At 36.8% G+C, this 17,445-nt stretch carries 10 protein-coding genes and 2 pseudogenes; 3 read left to right on the forward strand and 9 right to left on the reverse strand.

Annotated features, from left to right (window positions below; translation table 11 throughout):
* The 5 genes and pseudogenes from NEOC65_RS02045 to NEOC65_RS02065 form a co-directional block, all read right to left on the reverse strand.
* Positions 1-243 (reverse strand): annotated as a pseudogene (locus tag NEOC65_RS02045) (hypothetical protein); the annotation flags it as partial.
* Positions 244-731: 488 nt separating this feature from the next.
* Complete coding sequence (locus tag NEOC65_RS09685) at positions 732-1,220, reverse strand: methylated-DNA--[protein]-cysteine S-methyltransferase (RefSeq protein WP_166156207.1); 489 nt, start codon at positions 1,218-1,220, stop codon at positions 732-734.
* A 17-nt stretch (positions 1,221-1,237) separates the two neighbouring features.
* Positions 1,238-2,665, reverse strand: coding sequence for a DNA-3-methyladenine glycosylase 2 family protein (locus NEOC65_RS02055; RefSeq protein WP_166156210.1), 1,428 nt, complete (start codon positions 2,663-2,665; stop codon positions 1,238-1,240).
* 532 nt (positions 2,666-3,197) lie between these two features.
* Positions 3,198-4,325, reverse strand: a complete 1,128-nt coding sequence (locus NEOC65_RS02060) for a DHH family phosphoesterase (RefSeq protein WP_166156213.1) — start codon at positions 4,323-4,325, stop codon at positions 3,198-3,200.
* Positions 4,326-5,142: 817 nt separating this feature from the next.
* Positions 5,143-7,314, reverse strand: a complete 2,172-nt coding sequence (locus NEOC65_RS02065) for a copper-transporting P-type ATPase (protein WP_213155566.1) — start codon at positions 7,312-7,314, stop codon at positions 5,143-5,145.
* Between the two features lie 911 nt (positions 7,315-8,225).
* On the opposite strand from NEOC65_RS02065, the gene map reads away from it, so the two are divergent.
* Together map and NEOC65_RS02075 are read left to right on the forward strand one after the other, a co-directional pair.
* Positions 8,226-9,119, forward strand: coding sequence for a type II methionyl aminopeptidase (map, locus tag NEOC65_RS02070; protein WP_213155567.1), 894 nt, complete (start codon positions 8,226-8,228; stop codon positions 9,117-9,119).
* A gap of 221 nt (positions 9,120-9,340) precedes the next feature.
* Entirely contained in the window at positions 9,341-10,285 is a 945-nt protein-coding gene (locus NEOC65_RS02075) for a YheT family hydrolase (protein ID WP_213151173.1), read from the forward strand.
* A gap of 379 nt (positions 10,286-10,664) precedes the next feature.
* Here NEOC65_RS02075 and NEOC65_RS02080 read toward each other — a convergent pair whose 3' ends face one another.
* A complete protein-coding gene (locus NEOC65_RS02080; RefSeq protein ID WP_166156225.1) occupies positions 10,665-11,222 on the reverse strand; it encodes a peptidylprolyl isomerase in 558 nt (185 codons plus the stop codon).
* A 311-nt stretch (positions 11,223-11,533) separates the two neighbouring features.
* On the opposite strand from NEOC65_RS02080, the pseudogene NEOC65_RS02085 reads away from it, so the two are divergent.
* Positions 11,534-12,531 (forward strand): annotated as a pseudogene (locus tag NEOC65_RS02085) (helix-turn-helix domain-containing protein).
* 195 nt (positions 12,532-12,726) lie between these two features.
* Here NEOC65_RS02085 and NEOC65_RS02090 read toward each other — a convergent pair.
* From NEOC65_RS02090 to NEOC65_RS02100, 3 genes are all read right to left on the reverse strand, one after another.
* Positions 12,727-13,260, reverse strand: coding sequence for a leucine-rich repeat domain-containing protein (locus NEOC65_RS02090; protein ID WP_213151171.1), 534 nt, complete (start codon positions 13,258-13,260; stop codon positions 12,727-12,729).
* A 276-nt stretch (positions 13,261-13,536) separates the two neighbouring features.
* Positions 13,537-17,046 carry a preprotein translocase subunit SecA gene (locus tag NEOC65_RS02095; RefSeq protein WP_213155568.1) on the reverse strand — a complete coding sequence of 1,170 codons (3,510 nt, stop codon included), beginning with the start codon at positions 17,044-17,046 and terminating at the stop codon, positions 13,537-13,539.
* A gap of 84 nt (positions 17,047-17,130) precedes the next feature.
* Positions 17,131-17,307: a hypothetical protein gene (locus tag NEOC65_RS02100; protein ID WP_213155569.1), complete on the reverse strand. Its 177-nt coding sequence runs from the start codon at positions 17,305-17,307 to the stop codon at positions 17,131-17,133.
* Positions 17,308-17,445 lie beyond the last annotated feature (138 nt).

A 17,445-nucleotide genomic window follows, 5' to 3' on the forward strand; every position in this document is an offset into this window, starting at 1 on the left:
AATCTTGTAAAGAGTCGAAAGGTTATGTTTAATGATAGGTTCTTCTTTTCTTTGATCAAACTTCAATAAAGAGGGAAACTTTAAACCAAACAAAGCAAGACCACTCATCAGACAATCAACAAGAGGAACTTTAGCTTTCTTTGAAGAAACACTGGGTTCTTTGATCCTTGTAAAAGCTTTACGTGTGATGGCCAGTAAACCTGCAGCACAAAGGTATTTTTTCTCTTTCGCCCACATTCCCATAACTAACCTCACCTAATGGTTTACAAAAAAAAATTTCTTTTTTAGTTTATCACAGAGGGAATTTTTTTCAGCGGGAATCGCTGATTGAACGATCTATCAAAAGTCATGAAAGATTTTGCAAGAGACGAGGAAGCTCTGCAGCTATTATGGAAGATCGCTTGCTGCCACGGCAATATTTTGCTTTAAAGAAACTTTGAAAGAAATTCTTCCTCTAGGAAAGTAGCTTACAAGTAAGCAGGGTTATATGCTAAATCTTTGACTGTAAATTAAGATCAGAAGAGGGGGAGAGGGGCTTCAAAGCATGGGTACTAGCTGAGGTGATAAGCCCTAGGATAGGTAGCGCCTTATCAGATGAGCTACGTACCCATATAGGCATTAACGCTGGTCGAATCCTAGGAAATAAATCTCTGAAAATTTTATTTTAATCGTTTTTTTAAGTGCAAAGGTTAAAAAAGAAAAGGGTTAAACTCTACTTTTTTTTAATTTTTTTAGATAACAGGGAAATCTTCAATTTTTAAAAGCGTTCTTTTGGCTTCTAATCCCCCAGCAAATCCTGTTAGTTTTCCATTCGTTCCAATCACCCGGTGGCAAGGAATAACGATTGATAATGGATTTCTTCCTATGGCTGCTCCTAAGGCACGTACTGCGCGAGGATGATTTATTTCTTTTGCAAGCTGTCCATAGCTAAGAGTAGTGCCATAAGGAATATGCTTTAAGGCCTCCCAGACTTTGTTTTGGAAGGGTGTGCCGTGGTGTTCTAAGGGGAGTTCAAAGAATTTTCGCTTTTTATTAAAATATTCTAAAAGCTGCTTTTCAGTTTCTATAAGAAGAGGATGATAGACATCTTCGATAAGTTCATCAAGCTTGACACGGTTGAGCTTTTCACGCTCCCATAAGATAGCTATAAGGACCTTGCCTTGAGCTACCAGCTTTAACTTCCCTACGATTGAATCCATGTATTTATAAAAAATTTTCATCTAATGAAGCTCCTTTTTTAAGATGAATGATAAGAATATTTTTTCCATAGGTAAACGGCAGCATATCCTCGCCAGGGTCGGATACAGCTTAAGTCCAAGGAAGGATTAAGCCTCAACGCTCTTTTTAAAATTAGATCCGTAGCGGGAAAAGCATCAGGATCTGCTATAGCTCGTAGGCTAATGTATTCTGCAGTCCATGGCCCAATACCTTGGATGGCAAGAAGGGATTTTTTAAATTCTTCAGGTGCTTGAGCTGGCGAAAGGCTAATTTCTTGTTGAAGAATCTTCTGGCTTAGCATTCGAATGGCAGCTTTACGTACTTGTGTGGTTTTAATCTCATGCAGAGAAGCTTTTGCTAAAATCTCAGGGATGGGAAATAAGTATCTTTCTTCATGCGTTACGGGATGAAAAATTTTTTCTCCATAATATAAAACCAAATGACCAATTAGCTGGGAGGCATGTCTCATGGTAATGCCTTGCCCTAAAATTGCGCAGATAGCTGTTTCATAAGGATCCCAACCATTAGCCAGCCTTAAGCCCGGCCATTGTTTCCATAGCAAAGATAAAGGTAAATGAGAAGCAAATTGATTGGCTATGAAAAGAGGATCGGAATTAAGGTCGAACATTTTACGGACACGGCTGGCTACTGCACATAAAACTTTAGTATCATGGCAAGCAATCTGCAGCTTGAGATAAGGATAGCGACTATCTGCTTCTACTGATAAAGCCCCTATTGAATCTTCAATCTTAAAAACTCGCTCATAGCTGTTCTCAGAAATACTTTCCATATAAGGAATAAAATGGTTTCTAAAATGATGAATTAAATGCGACCAGTCTAAAGGAGGGTGATAAGTTAACTTTAAAATAATGTTCTCATGAGGGGAATTGGAAAGATTTTTCTTTCGTATTAAAGAGGGGGCTTGCTTATAATATTTTTTAAAAGCATCATTAAAACGTCTTAAAGAGGAAAAGCCCGCGTCTAATGCTATACGAGTTATAGAAAGCTTAGTCTTTGTTAGAAGCTTTAAAGCAAAATTTAAACGATTATTATCCCAAATTTTTTGAGGAGTTAAGCCTATCTCCTCTCTAAATAGCCGGCGTAAATGCCTAGCGCTTAAGCCAAATTGCCCAGCAAAATAATCTTCTCCTTTATCCCCCATCCCCTGAGCAGTAAGTACTCTAAGAACATGTGACACTATTGCCGATCTGCCTGAATAGGCGAAGGAAGAGGTCGAAGATGGGGGGTGGCATCGTAAGCAGGGCCTATAGCCTACCTTCTCAGCAGATGAAGCTTTGAGAAAAAATTCCACATTTTGGCGTTTTGGCCTGGCTGGACAGATAGGACGGCAATAGATTTTAGTAGTTTTTACTCCCACATAAAATTTGCCATCAAAGCGAGAATCTTGGGATAGAAAAGCTTTATAAAAAATATCTTCTTCATTCATAACCATGGCCTATTTCTCTCTAATATAGAAAGAGTTTAATTAGAATGCTCGCCATTTTCGGCCGGGATCCTAAAATATCAATGAATTACCTACAGGGTAAAGTTGCATGTTTAACATTAAGAGAAATGTAATGATTAAAAGATTCTAAAGAGCAAATTAGACGGAGGGAAAGGTCTAGAAAACATTATGGGAAGAAAGATCAAGTAGGAGCTCAATCTAAAAATAAGCCTCCTTAAGTCATTCTTTGCCTCTTTATTGTTTACAAAAAAGTTTGATTACTACCCTACAAAGCTTTTTTAGCTTGTCCCAACCTTGCTCTTTAGCTCTTAGTCAAAGCTAATGCTAGCAGGTACGTAGATTCAGGTTAAAAGGAAAGACCTGGCGTTTGAGCCTATCAATAGGTTCTCTAAGAGAAATCGAGGGGTTATATTTGAACCTTTTTCTCTTTTATAGAGCTTATGGCATCTGGTTTGTTGCCCAAGAGGTTAAATAGATAAAAAGCTTTGTTCTTTAAAGAATGGTTTATTCTTTATCAGGATAGAGTAGCTAAATTTTTTAAAAAATGAAAATAAGGTTGCAAATGCTTCCTAGCTATAAAACTTTCTATTTCATAATATGCCAAGCATGGATGCCTTAAAGAGGAGCTCGGTAAAAGTAGCTTCTTTAGTATCAGGTCTTTTTCGACATAAAATTTAAATGATTCTAAAATTAAGGGGGAAGGGGTATAAACGATTATTCTATGCTTCGGACCTATGGGGCTTATGGGAGACATAAATAGGAGCAGCAGCGATAGGTCTTTGTCCTGAACATATGTATTTAGCAAAGGAAGCAAGCTTTGCCTCTCTTGTTGCCACCAATCGACTCCTTGCGGAAGAGAAGAAATTCCATAGAAAAAATTTCCGGCTAGATAGCTCTTGAAATCCTTATTAAGAAGCTGTAGGGGAGATAGTAGGGAGATGTTATTCTTTTCTACCTGGAGGATATCATAGAAATTAGAAGGGAGGGTGTCAGCAGCCACCTGGAGTAGTTTTTCAGCTATTTTAATATCTCGCCAGGTAGTTTTATCTATAGATTTTAAATCATGAGTATCTATCAATATAGGTGCCAATAGCAAGATAGCTATTTCAGGTGTAATATTAATGGTAGGATGAGTGATCAGTTTTTCTGCAATCAAAGTGGCTGTAGAACCCACCGGTTCTATTAGCAAGCTTGCAGGCGAGAGAAGAGGATAATTTATTGGCTCAGGAAAATGATGATCGATGATGCTTTCTACGACGGCAGAAAAAATCTGTTGGTCCTTTCTTAAAATATGATGATCGACAAGATTTAAGCGTAATTGGCTTCGAGAAAAAAGATAACTGAAAGGGGCTTCTTCTAAAAAAAGAAGATGATTAGTAGGGATTTTTGCTAGCTGGAGCAAATAGAGAAGGTCTCTGCGAGCATTTAACTCCTCTCTTTTGAGGTTGATAAGAGGAAGGTAGAGCTCTTGTTTAGAATGATTTTCATATAATAAGTAAGCATAAGTTAGGGAAGAAATAACGGAATCTAAATCAGCGGATTCATTTCCTAATACATAATGAATGAGCCTTAAGTTATTTGGTAAGTTAAGGCATTGGAAATATTCATCCAAGGAAGTTTTTAAAAATGCTGAAAAAGACATGTTTGGAAGCATTAATGGAAGCAAATAAACCGATCTTAAATCTCCTCCGCATATTAAGCAAGTTTTGCGGGCATTTTTTTAGCCAAAAATATTAGCAATCATTCATATGAAAAAATTAAAAGTTTTTTTTCTAAATGTTGCAAGCCTAAATGAGAAAGAGCTATTCATGCCAATAGCCCTAGATTGATGGCTAGCTGGTATAGAATAATTAGCTCGCCTCTTACATAATCGTACGTATAAAGCCGATCATTTAGCGCTTAGAATTTTTACAATTCTGTTAGATCTTGGATGTTTTAACGCTTCTATGCCATGCATTTATTGCGATCCCTACAATTGCTTAAAATGCTGAGCATGAGAAGAATACTGATTTTTAGAAGTTTAGAATAAGGATTATTTAGCTTTTAAGTCTTGCTCAATGATGTGTCGTCACGTCAGCCGTAGAGAAAAGAAGGCATAAAAAGATGGGGGTGGCGTAATTAAAAGACACAGATTATTTACCAAAGAGATACTAATTTTATAGGAGTAGTTTAGGAATTCAAAAGATCTAAAAATTTAGCTAGCCATCTAGCTTAGGGCCTAATGTATTGACTGATAAATGGGCAAGATAAGAAAAGAAGAAATGAACATTTCAATAGACACGCCTTATGTTAACCATTTTACAACTTATTTACTTTATAGTCTTGAATTGTATTAAAACACAAACGACAAAAAGAGAGCCGTTTTGTGCTTTGGTTACCGGTCCAGCTGCTTGTCTTAATAAACGCTTATTCTTTTTTTTCTCAGTAATTTTTCTAAGGGTTGATTTCTCTGTTCAGTGTTAACACTTTCTTAGCCTTAGCGCATTCATGATTACTGACACAGAGCTAAACGCCATGATTGCGCTGGCAATCATGGGATTTAAAAGCAATCCTATCCAAGGGTACAGAATGCCGGTTGCTAGAGATACACCTATAATATTGTAGATAAAAGCAAAAAATAGATTTTGCCGAATATTGCGCATAGTAGCTCGGCTTAACTTAATGGCTCGTACGATACCCATTAAGTCACCTTTTACTAAAGTAATTGCTGCACTTTCTTTAGCAATGTCTGTGCCTGTTCCCATAGCAATGCCTACATGGGCAGCAGCTAGGGCGGGTGCATCGTTGATTCCGTCACCAGCCATAGCAACAATATGCCTATTTTGTATGGCGTTCTGAATAAAGAGGCTTTTACCCTGAGGAGTGATTTCCGCATAAGTCTCATCAATATGGGTAGCTAAAGCAACTGCTTGGGCTGTCTGCGTATTATCTCCAGTCAACATAATAACTTTCAAACCTAGCAAATGGAGTTCATGAATAGCCTGAGCAGAAGTGGGTTTTAGAGCATCAGCTAACGCCATAAAGCCTATAATATTTCCCTCGACAGAAACAAACAGCACGGTTTGCGCTTGTGCTTGCGCTGCTTGAGAGGCTTTTAGTAATTCCTCTTGGCCGTGTACCTGCATTCTTTGCATTAAATTTCGGCTGCCGATCAATACTTCTTTGCTATCAACTATTCCTGCCACGCCTTCACTAGTCATAGATTTAAATTTTACGTTTGGTAAAAGATTTAAAGATCGACGTTGAGCTTCATTCACAATGGCTTGAGCTAGGGGATGCTCACTGTTTTTTTCTATCGAAGCTGCGTATGTCAAAAGTTCATTTTCTTGCCAGCCATGCATGGGGGTGATTTGCAAGATACTAAGTTTTCCTTGGGTGACGGTACCGGTTTTATCTACCATTAAAGTATCAACTCTTTCTAAAAGTTGTAAGGCTTCTGCATTCTTTACGAGAATGCCTGTTTGGGCGCCTCTACCGATGCCCATCATGATTGACATAGGGGTGGCTAATCCTAAGGCACAGGGACATGCAATGATTAATACTGCCAACGCATTAATGAAGGCAAAAACAAAGCTTGGCTCAGGTCCTTTCCATACCCATATCATAAATGTTAGAATGGCTACTCCTATCACCGCGGGGACAAAATATTTGGCAATTAAATCCGCAAGTTTTTGAATAGGAGCTTTACTTCTTTGGGCTTGGGATACCATTTGGATGATATGTGCCAGCAGAGTGTGATTGCCCACACGTGTGGCTTGCATAAGAAAGCTACCCGCTTGATTTACAGTACCACCTGTAACCTGATCTTTAACTTGCTTTTCAACAGCAAGAGATTCACCAGTTAGCATTGACTCATCAATAAAACTTGTCCCCTCGATAATAAAGCCATCCACAGGAATTTTCTCACCGGGCTTTACTTTTAAAATATCGCCTTCTTGCAGTTGCTCTAAAGGTGTTTCTTGTTCTTGGCCATTTTTCATTACATGAGCGTTTTTAGCTGTTTGATTTATTAAAGAGCGTATAGCTTGGTTGGTATGTACTTTAGCTTTAAGTTCTAGCAGTTGCCCAAGAAGAACAAGCACAGTGATAACTGCCGCAGCTTCAAAATAAACAAAAAGTTGCCCCTTTTCTTTAAACGCCGCAGGAAAAATGTGAGGAAAGATCACAGCGATAGCACTATATAAATAGGCGCTTCCTATTCCAAGGGCAATTAAAGAAAACATGTTTAGAGAACGATTGACTATAGACAACCATGCCCTTTCAAAAAAGGGCCATCCTGCCCACAAGACAACAGGCGTGGCAAGAATAAATTGCATCCATTCAGATGCTGTGCCTAAAGATAGGGTTAAAGCATCCAAGGTAGGGTGCATTTTGCTCATCGCTAAAAAGAAAAGGGGGAGGGTTAGGATCACTGCTACCCTAAACCTCTGCCACGTCTCTACATATTCTGAATCATCTGTTTCTAAGGAAAGATGTTTAGTTTCTAAAGGCATACCACAAAGGGAGCAATAACCGCGGTAATTTTGCTCAATCTCTGGATGCATAGGGCAGCTATAAGCTCCTCCTGAAAAGGTAGCTTTTGAGATAACAGGCTTTTTACTTTCATGACAAGGAGGAAGAGAAATATTCATACAGATCCTTGATGCTAGGAATTTACCATTTAAATCATAGAATTTAGAACTAAGAATTTTGGGATCCTTATAATTAATCCCTCTTATAAAGTTTTTTTGTTTAAACCATCGGTTAAAAAGTTGTCCATTGAAAAGTTAAGCTTTCTTAGATTTTTGCTATAAAGTTGAAGGCATGCCATTATGAGGGCACGGATTTATTGAAATTAATAAAATCTTTCCCGAAAGCTTAACTTAAGAGGCATTGCTGCTAAAGCACACTTGTTTAGCTGGTTTCCTAGCAAGAATCACTTTATTTTATTAGTAACTCTTTCTTTTTTTTCTAAAGTTTTTTTTTGTGGCTTTCCAATAGAGGTGTTTTATCAGCATTCTTGCAAGATAGATAGAGAGCGAGAAAAATGAAAAGATAGATAAGCCAATATAGATACAGCTGGCCGTGTGGTCATAAAGGAAAATGAATACTTTTCTTAAACTTTGACCTTTTAGGCTCCATCCCAAAAAAGTGATAAAAATAAAATAAAAGCCAAAAAAAATAATTCCTAATCCTAAAGTCATCCATATTTTTTTGTCGAATTCATGGCATAAGCGAGGTAGGGGGCTGCCCCATTGCCTAATAATATAGACACCCAAAAGAAAGTTTAAAGATAAAAATCCTAAGAAAAAAAGTAAAAACAAGAGCTGTACAGTGGTGTAGTGCATAAATAATAACTTCTAAAAAGTTTATGACCTTGTAAAAAGCCTGTTAGTGAAGAATGTGCTTAGCTTATTTAAATGATTGGATTTCTTCTACCTTAAACTTACAAAAAAATTAGCTTATGCAGCTTTAGCAGGGTAACTCTTAAGAGAAGAAAGGTTAAAGTAGATTTAATGCGCTAGATTGAATAGAATACTTTCGCAAAATAAGGAAGTGAAGAATGAATGAAAAATATAAGCAAGATTTTATTCAAGCGGGGAAGATGGCTCATCAAGTACGTGCTTTTGGTAAAGCATTAATCAAAGCTGGAGCTTCATATAATGAGGTTATCACTAAAATTAAAGAGAAAATATTCTCATTAGGAGCCATTCCTGCTTTTCCTCCTCAAATAGCTTTAAATAATGTGGCTGCACATTTTCTACCTCAACCTGACGAAGATATTATTTTTTCCCAAGAAGTAATCAAATTGGATGTAGGAATATGTTATCAGGGCGCTATTGGTGATTGCGCGGTCACAGTAGATTTATCAGGCAAATACCAAGCTCTCATTGATGCTGTTGAAAGTGCTTTACTAAGTGCTGAGCAATCTATCCAGGTAGGTCTACCTATTAAAGAAATTGGTAAAATTATTGAAGAAAAAATTTCTTCCTATGGATTTAAATCTGTAAAAAACCTTGCAGGTCATGGGCTAGGAATTTATAAGGTACATACGGCTCCTTTGATTCCTAACTATTGCGATAATTCTACAGCTATCGTAAAGCCGGGTATGACCTTTGCCATTGAACCTTTTGCTACCGATGGAAAAGGTTTTATTTATGAAGCGGGGAGCCCTGCAATTTTCTCTTTTGTGCGTGCTCGGCCTATTCCATTATCTGTTCCTCGTTCTTTGATTGCAAAAATTAAAAGTTTTAGTGGGCTTCCTTTTTGTATGCATGATCTTATTGAAGCAGAGCTTGAACTTTCTGAAATTAGGCGCCATATGGCAGAGCTACTTAAAGCAGGGTCAGTGGTAGGTTATGCTCCTTTAGTAGAAGAAGGTCAAGGCATAGTGGCACAAGCTGAAAATTCTGTATTAGTAGATAAAATGGGAAAAGTTTTTATAACCACACGTTAAGCAAGGCGCAGAGAATTAAAATAAATCGCATTAAGTTACCGCCTTTTTGCTAAGAACTTTTAAAAACTGTCGATAAAAAGTGCAAGCCGGTGAATAGGATAAAGAAAATGATAGCCTATCTAGGAAGCTTCAAAATTAAGTTGCGTAAAAATTAACTTTAAAAGTTGCAGGGATCAGTCCTTTTTTGTGATAATTAAAAGCAAATCTTATAAAGGCATCCCTTGCTCAGCAAATTAAATTTTCAGCCTCTTTTTGGATTGAGCTCTCCTCATGTCCAAACCACTTTACCGACCTTTCTAGCCAATGGTAAAGCACCGCCTTCCTATGAAATTCTAGTTTCATTAGAGGATGGTGATCAATTGTCTTGCTATCTTTCTAACCCTCATCCAGGAAAACCTCCTACCAAAATTGTAGTGATGGTTCATGGCCTAGGAGGAAGCTATCAATCAGGTTATCTTTTACGGCTATCACGAAAGATCTATCAAGCTGGCCACTGTGCAATGCGTGTTAATCTTCGTAGTGGGGGAGTAAGTAAAGCCAAACGTCCTTATCATGGAGGCACAAGCCAAGATATCTTAAGTGTTTTGAAATGGCTTAAAATTCGTTTTCCTACCTCTTCGCTTGTTGTAATAGGCTTTTCTCTTGGTGGAAATATAGTTCTTAAATTAGCAGGCGAGTTAGGAGAAGAGGCTGTTCAATACATGGATCATCTCATAGCAGTATGCCCTCCAGTAGATTTACATCATGCTGTTCAATATATCGAAAAAGAAGCCTACTGGATTTACCATAAGTATTATTTAGCCCGGGTGTTAAAGCAGAGCCAAAAATGGCTAAAAGATCTTTCTATTCAATCGATGTATGAGTTTGATGATAAGGTGACCGCCCCTTTATGGGGGTTTAAGGACGCTATCGACTATTATCAACATTGTAGCTCGATTAAATTTATTCATTCTATTGCGATCTCTACTTATATCTTATTTGCAGAAGACGATCCATTTATTGATTGCTACAGGATAGACTACAATCATATTCCCTCGAATGTAAATGTTTATATGACCAGGTATGGTGGACATATGGGATTTCTCGGCTGGGCAGGCAAGGAACATGGTTGCCATTGGATGGATAAAACGCTTATGGATTGGATCTTCTCATCTTCCTCCTGTTAAGAAATTGTAGGTTTAAAAAAACTCCGTCTACATATCCAACTCTCAGAAAGCTGTCTTTCTACTTAACGTGAGTGGTTTATAAAGCATGAGGTTGCATGAGAAGTAGCTCAAAAGCATATGACTCTAACTTTTTAATTAAATGTGGGCTATCTGAGTATTTACTTAAAATTCCTGCGTTAGCTATTGAGAATGCCCGCCCCTCTGCCTTGTAGAGAAGATAGATTGTATAAGATTAAAAGACTTAAAAAGGAGTGAAGGGAGAAGCAGACCTTTAAAGGTAGAGAAAAAGAGGCTATAATGAAAAGTAATCCCACAGCCCATGAAGCATAACAATGAGAGGATACAAATAAAAATCTATCTATACCCTCTCAATCAAATGTTAATTTTTAAGGGAAATTTTAATAATTTTTTGTGCTACGAGAGGACGGTTTTGTGCATTAGTCTGCACGTCCTCTATTTTTTGGACAATCTCATAACCTTTAGTGACTTCCCCGAAAATGGTGTGCTTTTGATCCAGCCAGGGGGTTTTAGCGGTGGTAATAAAAAATTGACTTCCATTGGTATGAGGGCCTCTATTAGCCATGGCTAAGATACCGGGATGATCAAAATGGCGATCTGGATGAAATTCATCAGCAAAAGGCTTGCCCCAAATGGATTGGCCACCTGTACCGTTACCTTCAGGATCACCTCCTTGAATCATAAAACCCTTGATCACTCGATGAAAAGTAGTCCCATTATAATAATTTTCTTTAGCATGAGTTAAAAAGTTTTCCACGGCTTTAGGCGCTAGGTCAGGAAAGAGTGTCACTTCAAAATTGCCTTGGGTAGTTTCAAAGACGACTACCGGATGTTTAGAATGATAAGATTCGCCATAAAGAGCTAGATGAGCAAACAGCTGAAAAAATGCTAAACTTAATAATAACATCCATTTTTGCATGGCATACCTCTTGTTAATTAAAGGGTTTAGGTAGTAAAAAAATTAACATAGGTAGTAAAAACAGTCAACCATTTGCCCATTAAAGAAATTTTAATCTTTGAATAACATGTGATTTATATGGCAATGCCTAGCAGGTATAAAAGTGCAATAGACAGGACTTAATCGGGACATTTGTGATAAAAATAAAGAAAACGTGATTTAAAAGCCGTCAAGGTTGAAGTCCTGTTACTATTGAAAGTGATAGGACTAAAGTTGAAAGTGAGTGGCTCCAAGAGCCATAAGGAGGGTCAAAATGTCAAATTTAGCAACCCATCAAAAAGTTACAAAAAACAAGCTTAAATGTTCTAAAGCTAGCCGAAACATTAGGGAATGTATTTCATGCATGTAAAATGATGGGATATTCTAGAGATAGCTTTTACAGATTCTAAGAACTTAATGAAACAGGTGGAGAGGCAGCTCTTCAGGGATAACGCCTAGAAAACCTTGGATAAAAAGCAGGGTAGACGAGTCTACCGAAAAAGATGTGGTTGATTTTTCTCTTCAAAAGCCTGCTTATAGACAATTAAGAGTATGTAATGAGCTTGAAGAAACAAGGAGTCTTCATTTCGCCGGGAGGCGTACGCTCTGTTTGGCTACGATACAATCTTTAAGACCTTTCCAAAACGTCTCAAAGCATTGGAAGCTAAAATGTCTTTAAGAAGAGATGATATTAACAGAGGACCACTAAGAGCTCTTGTAAAAGCCAAGGAAGAAAAAGAAGCGCATGGCGAAATTGAAACTGAACATCCAGGTTATCTATTATCTCAAGATACTTATTATATAGACACTGTTAGAGGCGTTTATCAACAGAAAATGATCGATATCTATTCTAAGGTATCTTTTGTCAAACTATACGATAGGAAAAATGCGTTAATAGCAGCAGATATGCTAAATGATCGAATCATTCCTTGGTTTGAAGAGCAGGATGTTCGAATGTTGATATTGTTAACCGATCGTGGAACAGAGCATTGTGGCGTAAGAGAACACCAGGAGTATGAAATTTATCTGGCCATCAAAGATATTGACCACTCGCGCACTAAAGCTCGACATCCTTTAAACCAATAAAATCTGCAAAGGTTTTCCCCAGACTATCCTGAACGAATTTTATGCCATAGCTTTTAGGAAGAAAGTGTTTAAAAATGTTGAAGAATTACAAGAGAATGTGGATAAAAGGATGAATGAGCATAATAACGAAAGAATACATACAGGAAAGTATTGTTTTGGTAAGATGCTTTTACAAGCCTTCCTAGATGCAAAACATCTTGCATAAGAAAAGATGTTAGATAAGTTACAACTACCAGAAATAGTATTTGCCAGGCAATTCATGTTTTTCAGGTCAGGTGCTATCTAGGATATCCTAGCAGCCAAATAAAAACGTTTTACCCTACCTTAAAAAGCTAAAAATCTCTTAATATAATCTACAGCTCTTAATCATTTTTTTTATGCTTAATTAAGAGCTTCTTGATCAAGTAAATATCACTGTAGCAGGATAACTTTCGATAATATTTTTACAGCTATAGGGGATTTCTTTAATTTCTGTCCTATAAAGAGAAATACTTCTAATATTTTTTGTCTCTTGATTAACAACATATTCTGGTAGGCTTTCGATAGGATTTCCATTTAAAATTAGGTTGCGTAGTTTAGTAAGCTTTCTAATTTCTTCTCCTTCTGGAAAAGTTTTTAACTTGTTAGAGCTTAAGTCTAGGATAGTTAAATTTTTGAGTAAAGATAACCCTTTTGGTATGGTTTCCAAATTCTTACCAGAAATTTTTAGCGCTTTAATCTTTTCTAAATCTTTTAGGGCTTCCTCAGAATTAGAGTAGTGAGCCTTTACAAATCTTCTTGCTTCTCGGTCACCGTTTTCGAAAATAAGTTTGCACCATTTTGAAGCTTCATTATTAATAGAAGAGAGAGGCGTTTTTTCCCCTACTTCTATTATATGCCCTTCATCGTAACCAGGGGGTCTAGAAAAATGAAGGCTGTTAATTATTATACTCATGAAGTGCTCCTTTTATAGGAAGGTTTTTATTTCACCATCTCATTTTTATTTTATTATTAGCAACCTAACAAATTCTCTTTATCTTTTTTAAAGAGTTTAAAAGATAATGGTAGGCTCGCTAATCCTAGCTTAATTGCCCGTTAATCAAGTTGATTTTATAATCAAAAATATGAAAACCTCAGGCCGTATAGGATGCCTCCAGGACACCTTTACCTCCAGTTGCTTTATTACTTTTTTTATTCAGTAGAATTGAACAGACACTTATTAAATTACTTTTCAAGGAGCTATGTTTTTTAAACTAACTTTGGCCATTTCGCGAATGTATTCGATAAAAAACAAGCCTGAAGAATCCTGATATTTTTTCCATAAAGCCATATGATGTTCAAACAACTTTTTAATTTCCTCTTTTAACAAAGCAAGTTTGTCATTCCTAATGCAGGAAATCTGCTTATTAAGAGTATTGGAAGCTTCTTCGTTTTTATCTTCTTTTTCTATCTTTATAAACCAATCCACTTCCTCTTGAGCCCTAATCATCTCTTGGATCTTTAATTGACCCGACATCTCTGAAAATTTTTTATAAACTTTTACTGACCATGTATGAAGGATTTGAGCTTGGATATAGGCCCCTATTTGTTTAAGAAGGTTCTTCCACTGTTCTTGTTCTGCTTGATCTACTTGAAGCAGTTTTAATATATCTTTTACTATCAGCTGCTCGGTAGGGCTTAACGTATGAATATCGGGGGAATGATTTTTACTTATTTTTTGATTCTTTAGAGTATCGGCCCATTTTTCTAAAATTTGTTCATTATTACAAAGAGCATTAAATGAGTGGAGAAAAGTAAAAAATTCTTGTACTAAGGTATAGCAATAGCGTTCAATCTCAGCTTGAAAGATTTGCTCATGCTTTAGAAAATTTGCTTCTCTCATTCGTTGATAGTGAAGGCAATGCTCAATAAATTCATGCCGTGGGACTTCTATTTTCTGCATACACTTCAGCAAATGCGGTAGATTTTCTAAAGAAATGATGATTTCTGAGGACCCCTTTTGTCCTTGACGGCCCGCTCTTCCACGTGCTTGATATTCCACTCGGTCAGAGTTAGGGTAAAATGTTAATATCACATGCAGGCCTCCTCTTTCGAGGCTTTCGGGATCTAGTCTAATATCCGTGCCTCTGCCTGCATTATTAGTAGCAATGGTAAGGGCGCCTGGTAGGCCAGCCACGGCTAAAATATCCTCTTCTTTTTCAGTTTGTATTTCATTAAGCATCCGATGGGAAATGTTGTTTTTAATTAACATTTCTCCAAGCACTTTGGAGGCATGAATAGTAGGGCATAAGACTAAAAGAGGGCGGTTTGTTTGTTTAAATTGTTGAATTTTCTCAATAATGGTTTGCAGATGAAGCTCGTTGGTATCTACTGCAACTAGAGGAAAATCTTTTCTTAGCACCGGCTTTTGTGTAGGAACATCAAAGGTTTCTACCTGATAAATTTTTCTTAATGTTTCTCTTTCTATTTGCGATCCAAGCGTGCCTGTAAGCCCATACAAGCAATTATACATTTCATAAAATGCAGGGTGGGATAAAGAAATAGGAGTTATGGTTTCCTTCGCCGGGGAAATAGAATGTTTAATTTCCACAAATTCATGTAGGCCATGGCTCCAGCGAGAATGCTTATGTATACGCCCTGTATTAATTGCATCAACGATTAAAATCTTTTTTTTATCTTCACCGCTTTTAGCATCAACCACATAATCTATATTTTCCTGCAAAACGAAAAGGGCTTTGAAAGCGGATTTAAGCCAATTTTTTAATTGTCTATTGCCTAATTGATGAACTTGAGAACTAAATTTTCCATTTGAATATTCTTTTAAAAATTCTTTAAGTTGTTGGAGGGATTCATCCTTAAAGAGACTTTTAGTATAGTTTGCTTTTACAAATGCAAATATAGGCTTGTAGACCCAATTAAAATGTATTTCAGCAGCATTTCCTAATCGTGCACTATTAGCTGCTGTATCGATCGTTAAATTATCTAGTTCATCAATGATTGCATAATTAAAACGTTTAAAAAGGTTGTGTTCGGAATGTTGAGGAAAGAGTGGCTTAAAATAAAGCATTTCGCGCATCACAGCAAATTCAAAATCAGTGGCGGTTCCGTATAGTATATTTGCTTTGAAGGAATTAGCTTCTGGCTCATTTTTGCAGATATGCGAGGAACTAATTGCAAAAATGTTAAAAAATTTGGCTGCTTGCTGCTGGTCACGCCTGGCTAGGTTTTGCGAAGAAGAGATAACGTGAACGCTTTTATTTTGCATAGCTAATACAAAAGCAAGCAAGGTCACAATCAAGGACTTACCTTCGCCTGTCTTGACTTGAGCTATGCAACTTGTCTCATGCGCTAATAAACCTAGTACGGTCAAGGTTTGAATGCTATGAAGCTCTATTTGAAATTTTATCTTTAAAGCTAAGTGACCGATAGCCATAATCTTTAAAATATCGCTATAGTTTGGCTGAGGGTGAAAACGGATTTTATGTGCCAAACTAATTAATTCTTCCAGCTGCAAATGTTTCCACTTGTGACACAAACCTTGTATTAAGGAGAATTGCTTAGTAATAGTTTTTAAATGCACGTCAGGAAGGCAGAAGTGAACATGGCCATCATCTTTCTTAAATCTTACCAGCACATTTTTTATATCTTTTTCTAGAATAGCTGCATTCATAGGAGTAGTGGGTGCAAGCTGCTCTAGCTTTTCTAAGAACTGATCAGGGCTTAGCTGGCAGTTGGAGTAACAATCTAATAATTCAAAAGCTTGTTCGGCTATCTGTAGATCTTCCGCCAAAATATGCATATGCTTGAAAATATGTATAATATGCTCTAGCCTAATGGAAAAGTGTACACGCGTAGCCTCGTAAAAAATCTGCAGCGTTTCTTCTCCCCATTTTTCATAAATATGTTGGGCTTCTGCAAGTATCTCTTCTAGCTCTGCTAGACAAAGCTCTTTTTCTCCCCAAGAATCTTTCCTGCGGGATGCAAGGATCGTAATTTTAATGAGAGCAACTTTAGAGCTCTCATTAAGTTTAGAATCCTTTTTTACCTTAGAAAAAAAGGATTTGTAGGTTTCTATCTCTACTTGATTTTTTTCTAAAGAAAAGTCTAGATAGCTAATAGCTGTTTGGATTAAATGAGGGAGGGAAAAGCTTTTTTCTAAAGCATTTAATAGATTTGCAGGAACTGTTTTAAGCAAGGGAGCCGGTGGCTGGTGCTCTTGCTTTTTAAATGGGGCTATTGAATTTATCTTTTCCAGATTGTTAGGCTGGTTTTTCAATTTTAATCCGAGCTTTCTTATTGCTGCCTCATAAGGAGGAAAGTGAGAGATCGAGGACAAAGGCGCAGTGGTTAATAAGGTAATTTGGTAAAAAGCCTCAATAGCTTCTAAAATTACAGGCAAGCTAAAATTCTCCTGCATGTCCACACATGTGCCCAGAGCTTGCTCCCCCTTCATTGCAAAAATCTTAGTAAGCTTTTTCAATATTTCCCTTATATTATTTTTACCCTCAGTTATAATTACATATAAAATTTTTTCTGTAATCTCTCTGCAGCTTTTACTGGATTGGTTAAGAATGTCTAAAGAAAGCTTTGCTATTTTAATATCCACTTTTAAAGTAGAGCTTAATAAATTATATCTTATATGTCTTTTTAATGGAGAGTTGCATTCTTGAAGGATTTCATGGTGGAGAGGGGTTAAGTAATGATTAAAATCATAATGAGGAAAGTTGACGGCTGGTAACATAGAAATCCTTAATTTTTTCTGCAAAAAAAGAGAATTTAGGGAGGTAAAGTAATAACTTTTTTATCTCTTTCTAATTTCCAATTTTTATGTTAGTAATAGAGGAAAAGTATTTTTTGCGCCTTGTGAAGCTTTTTCTGCTTCTAGCACATACTTTTCAAATAGGGCGTAAACTTCTTTAAAGCTTGTAATGAAATCTATGCGTTGATCTAATTCATATTTCAGGTCAAGCTTTTCTACTGCAAGAATATTTAACTGATCCACAGGATTGCCAAGATCAAAATCAGTTCTCCCACAGCCTTTAGAGGTTATCTTAAAACCCCTCTTTTAACTTATCAATTCGCCTTAACATCAGTCTAATCATCGATAGATAAATCCAATTTTCACTCGTAGTTGTTAGGT

Origin of the sequence: Neochlamydia sp. AcF65, assembly GCF_018342435.1 — a bacterium.
In the GTDB taxonomy this organism is placed as follows: Bacteria; Chlamydiota; Chlamydiia; order Chlamydiales; family Parachlamydiaceae; genus Neochlamydia.

Excerpts from the sequence above, each read along its gene's own strand:
- NEOC65_RS09685 (WP_166156207.1), bottom strand. The coding sequence starts at position 1,220 with ATGAAAATTTTTTATAAATACATGGATTCAATCGTAGGGAAGTTAAAG.
- NEOC65_RS02055 (WP_166156210.1), bottom strand. The coding sequence starts at position 2,665 with ATGAATGAAGAAGATATTTTTTATAAAGCTTTTCTATCCCAAGATTCT.
- NEOC65_RS02060 (WP_166156213.1), bottom strand. The coding sequence starts at position 4,325 with ATGTCTTTTTCAGCATTTTTAAAAACTTCCTTGGATGAATATTTCCAA.
- NEOC65_RS02065 (WP_213155566.1), bottom strand. The coding sequence starts at position 7,314 with ATGAATATTTCTCTTCCTCCTTGTCATGAAAGTAAAAAGCCTGTTATC.
- map (WP_213155567.1), top strand. The coding sequence starts at position 8,226 with ATGAATGAAAAATATAAGCAAGATTTTATTCAAGCGGGGAAGATGGCT.
- NEOC65_RS02080 (WP_166156225.1), bottom strand. The coding sequence starts at position 11,222 with ATGCAAAAATGGATGTTATTATTAAGTTTAGCATTTTTTCAGCTGTTT.
- NEOC65_RS02090 (WP_213151171.1), bottom strand. The coding sequence starts at position 13,260 with ATGAGTATAATAATTAACAGCCTTCATTTTTCTAGACCCCCTGGTTAC.
- NEOC65_RS02095 (WP_213155568.1), bottom strand. The coding sequence starts at position 17,046 with ATGTTACCAGCCGTCAACTTTCCTCATTATGATTTTAATCATTACTTA.